Here is a 3,841-nt window from a genome sequence, read left to right as displayed (position 1 = left end):
GAGATTTCTGGTTTCCGATTTCTTTTCTGGAGAGCGGTCCGTGTTTGTAATAAAAATACTTCGCGTCATTATCCCAGTGCCGGTTATCGGTAGAGGTAAACACCGAGGTGATGCGGTTATCGGCGATTAATTCAAAAAAAAGGAATCCGATTTAGATTCCTTTTATGTAAAAATAATTTCCCGGCATTAATATGCCTTAATCAGCGACTCTAAAGGAATGTTCAGCTTTTCATGTAAACTTCTGATCATTTCCAATGATAATTTTCGTTTACGATTCAACACTTCACTAACTCTTCCTTTATTACCAATAATTTCCTCAAGGTCCTTTTGCTTATACCCCATCTGTTCCATTCGAAATTTGATTGCTTCAATTGGGTCGGGTGCTTCAATCGGGTAGTGTTCTTCCTCAAACTTTTCAATGAGGATTCCCAGGATAACAAGTTCATCCCCTTCTTTTGTTCCGGGACGTGCATCAAAAATCATTTCCAATCGTTGAAGTGCTTGGCGATAATCCTTTTGTGTTTTTATGGGTTTTATATTCATAACAAATACTTAAATATTTTTGGCATCTATTCGATCATATTCCGCATGCGATCCTATAAAACGAATCCAAACCATTGAATATTTATAATTAAGTTTTACGACAAGGCGATAGTTATTACCTTTTATATTAAACACGATTCTGTTGTCGGACAAAAAACTCGCTGTAGGATATTCTTTTTTAATTTCTCTTGGTGTTTTCCATTGAGCTTTTAGCGTTTCGTCATACCATGCCTTTAATTGTTGTTCACAATCTCCGTGTTTTTCCCAAAATTCTTTAAGCGTTTTTCTTGCAATAATTCTCATTGGAAATTGAAAAAAACTTTTTGTAAAGATACGGAATATTTTTTATAAAGTTCCCTTTTTGGGAACTTTTATTTTAATTTGTTAATAATTAAGCGTTTTTGTAGTGGTTGATTTTTTTATTTTTTAAAGTCATTCTAGAAAAGGTGTAGCCGATCGAAAGTTCCAAAATAGGAATTATGTTAAGGCGCTTTTGTAAAAGTCGATTTTCATAATTGCTCCTGTGTTAAAATAGGTGATATATGAAATGCGTTTAAAAATTTGAATTTTAATTCCGGGATTAGCATAATTACACAGATTTCATTGTTTCCAGATCCAAGCGTTGTAGGGATCATCGGTTCATTTTTCAGTAACCTTGAAAAATTTGCTTAACTTTTAATCTTGATTTTCGTATCTTTGAACGTATTCAATTTTATTCTCATGGCCAGATATACCCTTACCATACCCGAATCCAAAACCGAACAGGTATTAGCATACCTGAAAAGTCTTCGTGGAGTAAAAGTGGAAGAAGCTGTCGATCAGCAAGAGGAGCAGGAGGACCTTTTTGTCCCTGAATGGCATAAAGAGATTGTATTAAATCGTATGAAAAACACCAAACCCGAAGAATACGTGGAGTGGAATAAAGCCGACAAACAACTTAAAAAAGAACTCGGTCTATGACCAAATACAAACTGGTCATCTCTCCCGGAGTTTATGATGATATCAGGAATGCCGTTGAATGGTACGATAAGCAGCAAAAAGGCCTTGGTAGTAAATTTTATGCGCAACTCACAAACGAGTTTCGTTTGCTGATGAAAAACCCTCATTTTCAACTTCGGTATTCTAATATTCGCTGTTTACCTGTAAAAAAATTTCCTTTCCTTATTCACCTTCATGTGAATGATAAAGAAGGTATTGTTTATATAGAAGCCATTATACATACCTCTCAAAACTCTGAAAACTGGCCGAAAAAATAAAAAGTCATAGCTCGTAGCTTGCTTTCGGCCTAACTTTTAATCTTGATTTTCGTATCTTTGAACGTATTCAATTTTATTCTCATGGCCAGATATACCCTTACCATACCCGAATCCAAAACCGAACAGGTATTAGCATACCTGAAAAGTCTTCGTGGAGTAAAAGTGGAAGAAGCTGTCGATCAGCAAGAGGATGATATTGTTATCCACGACTGGCAGAAGAAAATTTTGGATGAAAGACTCAAGGAAATTCAGGAAAACCCAGACTGTCTTGTCGACTGGAAAATAGTTCAAAAGAAGATTGAACGTAAGTATGGGTTTTAAACTTGTGATTCAGCAGAGAGCTGAAGAAGATCTTGATCGCGCTATTCAATACTATAATAATCAACAAGCCGGATTGGGTGAACTCTTTTTTCAAGAGATTAAAGAGACCATTGATTATATATCCAAACATCCTCTCTCGTTTGCGATCCGATACAACAACGTAAGAATTGGCATTCTTGCCAGGTATAGTTTTCTTGTTCAATATGTGGTGGTAGAAAAGGTAGTTATAATCATGGCTTTCACTCACTCCTCCCGCAATCCTGAAAACTGGCCGAAAAAATAAAAAGTCATAGCTCGTAGCTTGCTTTCGGCCTAACTTTTAATCTTGATTTTCGTATCTTTGAACGTATTCAATTTTATTCTCATGGCCAGATATACCCTTACCATACCCGAATCCAAAACCGAACAGGTATTAGCTTACCTGAAAAGTCTTCGTGGAGTAAAAGTGGAAGAAGCTGTCGATCAGCAAGAGGAGCAGGAGGATGATATTGTTATACACGACTGGCAGAAAAAAATTCTTGATGAAGAACTGGAATTTATAGAAAACCATCCGGATAAAACCATATCGCTCAAAGATTTTAAAGCTGTTGCAAAAAAGCATCTATGAAGCGAGTTCAGATTGAGCTTACGCCTCGTGCTCAAAATCTCTTACTGGAAACCATTCAATGGTATAACAAACAACGAAAAGGTCAGGGGACTAAATTCTATAAGGAAGTTATAGCCACTTTTGAAAGCATTTCAAAGAATCCGGATACTTTTCAGTTCAGGTATAAAGATGTGCGCGTTTCACCCTTGAAAAAACATCCCTATTTGGTTTTTTATTCAATTCGGAAATCCACAGCGTATATACTTGCCGTATTACATTGCTCCCAAAATCCTGAAAACTGGCCGAAAAAATAAAAGCCCGTCCTGGCAGCTATCAGGATGCAAGGCTTTTTATTAATCGAAGGTCCTCCTTCTTCACTTTTTAGCCGTTAAAACCCGTTTTAAGGCGTTTTCCCGGTATTTCTCGTTGTTTGAGTGGGTTTGGTGCTTTCCGGGTAAAAACAACGCTGTACGACGCTAATTGTGCTTTGGCTGTTTTCAAAAAAAATTGTGGTCAGGGTTTACCATTTGGCAATTGTTTTGCACTGGACTGAACAATATTGCTGATTCCATCTTCCATAAAAGGATGAGTTACATAATTTACAGGTTCCATAGAATTGAATGGTATGTTGATTATTTTCCATAGTGTTTTCTGTTTTTAAGGATAAATTGATGTACATCGCTTTCTTCGAATACTAAACGCCGACCCGGTTTATACACTTTGAGTCTTCCCTCCCTAATGCGTTTAAATATTCCTTGTTTAGTCATTTGCGTTAGCTCCATCACTTGTTCAAAGGAGATAAAACGCCTTAATCCTTCAGTAGGGGAGGAGTTGGGGATAAACTTTGAAATTTCTTCTAAGAGTGTTTCCCGGATTACTTTTTTTATGAGATCTTCTAGAGTCATTATTTTAATGATTTGATTTTTTCAAATTTCGGCAGATCTATTCCGGGAAGGAATGGGGGGGGATTAAAATGGGTAAATTTTAATAGATTGAAAGGGTGGGTTTTAGGAACCAAAGTTTGGGGGAGATTGGGGGAGTGGTCTGAGATAGCATCTTATTTGCTGGAATATGATAATTTCAAGATGAAAGCCATTCAAATTGAATGAAAGGATTCTTGAATTTGGCTACAAAT

Annotated in this window: 9 protein-coding genes; 6 read left to right on the top strand and 3 right to left on the bottom strand. The window is 36.5% G+C overall.

Features of this window, described 5'->3' with window-relative positions; translation table 11 throughout:
• Positions 1-186 precede the first annotated feature (186 nt).
• Positions 187-543, bottom strand: coding sequence for a helix-turn-helix domain-containing protein (locus tag K1X56_15005; protein MBX7096028.1), 357 nt, complete (start codon positions 541-543; stop codon positions 187-189).
• 9 nt (positions 544-552) lie between these two features.
• A complete protein-coding gene (locus tag K1X56_15000) occupies positions 553-846 on the bottom strand; it encodes a type II toxin-antitoxin system HigB family toxin (protein ID MBX7096027.1) in 294 nt (97 codons plus the stop codon).
• Between the two features lie 417 nt (positions 847-1,263).
• Here K1X56_15000 and K1X56_14995 point away from each other — a divergent pair, with 417 nt between their 5' ends.
• The 6 genes from K1X56_14995 (at position 1,264) to K1X56_14970 (ending at position 3,020) form a co-directional block, all read left to right on the top strand.
• The gene (locus tag K1X56_14995) at positions 1,264-1,503 is read left to right on the top strand and encodes a hypothetical protein (protein MBX7096026.1); all 240 of its coding nucleotides are present in this window, start codon (positions 1,264-1,266) and stop codon (positions 1,501-1,503) included.
• Positions 1,500-1,799: a type II toxin-antitoxin system RelE/ParE family toxin gene (locus K1X56_14990; protein MBX7096025.1), complete on the top strand. Its 300-nt coding sequence runs from the start codon at positions 1,500-1,502 to the stop codon at positions 1,797-1,799. Before K1X56_14995 ends, K1X56_14990 begins: the two co-directional genes overlap by 4 nt.
• An 81-nt stretch (positions 1,800-1,880) precedes the next feature.
• Complete coding sequence (locus K1X56_14985; GenBank protein ID MBX7096024.1) at positions 1,881-2,120, top strand: addiction module protein; 240 nt, start codon at positions 1,881-1,883, stop codon at positions 2,118-2,120.
• Between the two features lie 4 nt (positions 2,121-2,124).
• The gene (locus K1X56_14980; GenBank protein MBX7096023.1) at positions 2,125-2,403 is read left to right on the top strand and encodes a type II toxin-antitoxin system RelE/ParE family toxin; all 279 of its coding nucleotides are present in this window, start codon (positions 2,125-2,127) and stop codon (positions 2,401-2,403) included.
• A gap of 81 nt (positions 2,404-2,484) precedes the next feature.
• Entirely contained in the window at positions 2,485-2,727 is a 243-nt protein-coding gene (locus tag K1X56_14975; protein ID MBX7096022.1) for a hypothetical protein, read from the top strand.
• Positions 2,724-3,020, top strand: a complete 297-nt coding sequence (locus K1X56_14970; GenBank protein ID MBX7096021.1) for a type II toxin-antitoxin system RelE/ParE family toxin — start codon at positions 2,724-2,726, stop codon at positions 3,018-3,020. Before K1X56_14975 ends, K1X56_14970 begins: the two co-directional genes overlap by 4 nt.
• A 318-nt stretch (positions 3,021-3,338) precedes the next feature.
• On the opposite strand, the gene K1X56_14965 is transcribed toward K1X56_14970, so the two are convergent.
• On the bottom strand, positions 3,339-3,611 hold the full coding sequence (locus K1X56_14965) for a helix-turn-helix domain-containing protein (protein MBX7096020.1): 273 nt from the start codon (positions 3,609-3,611) through the stop codon (positions 3,339-3,341).
• Between the last annotated feature and the right edge of the window lie 230 nt (positions 3,612-3,841).

This window comes from Flavobacteriales bacterium (genome assembly GCA_019694795.1).
Lineage (GTDB): Bacteria > Bacteroidota > Bacteroidia > Flavobacteriales_D > UBA2798 > UBA2798.
Note: the sequence above shows the minus strand (reverse complement) of the source record. Positions and strands in the feature narration are given on the sequence as shown.

Bases quoted from the DNA above. Each gene is read 5' to 3' on its own strand.
- K1X56_14975 (MBX7096022.1), top strand. From the start codon at position 2,485: ATGGCCAGATATACCCTTACCATACCCGAATCCAAAACCGAACAGGTA.
- K1X56_15000 (MBX7096027.1), bottom strand. From the start codon at position 846: ATGAGAATTATTGCAAGAAAAACGCTTAAAGAATTTTGGGAAAAACAC.
- K1X56_14995 (MBX7096026.1), top strand. From the start codon at position 1,264: ATGGCCAGATATACCCTTACCATACCCGAATCCAAAACCGAACAGGTA.
- K1X56_14990 (MBX7096025.1), top strand. From the start codon at position 1,500: ATGACCAAATACAAACTGGTCATCTCTCCCGGAGTTTATGATGATATC.
- K1X56_14970 (MBX7096021.1), top strand. From the start codon at position 2,724: ATGAAGCGAGTTCAGATTGAGCTTACGCCTCGTGCTCAAAATCTCTTA.
- K1X56_14965 (MBX7096020.1), bottom strand. From the start codon at position 3,611: ATGACTCTAGAAGATCTCATAAAAAAAGTAATCCGGGAAACACTCTTA.
- K1X56_14985 (MBX7096024.1), top strand. From the start codon at position 1,881: ATGGCCAGATATACCCTTACCATACCCGAATCCAAAACCGAACAGGTA.
- K1X56_15005 (MBX7096028.1), bottom strand. From the start codon at position 543: ATGAATATAAAACCCATAAAAACACAAAAGGATTATCGCCAAGCACTT.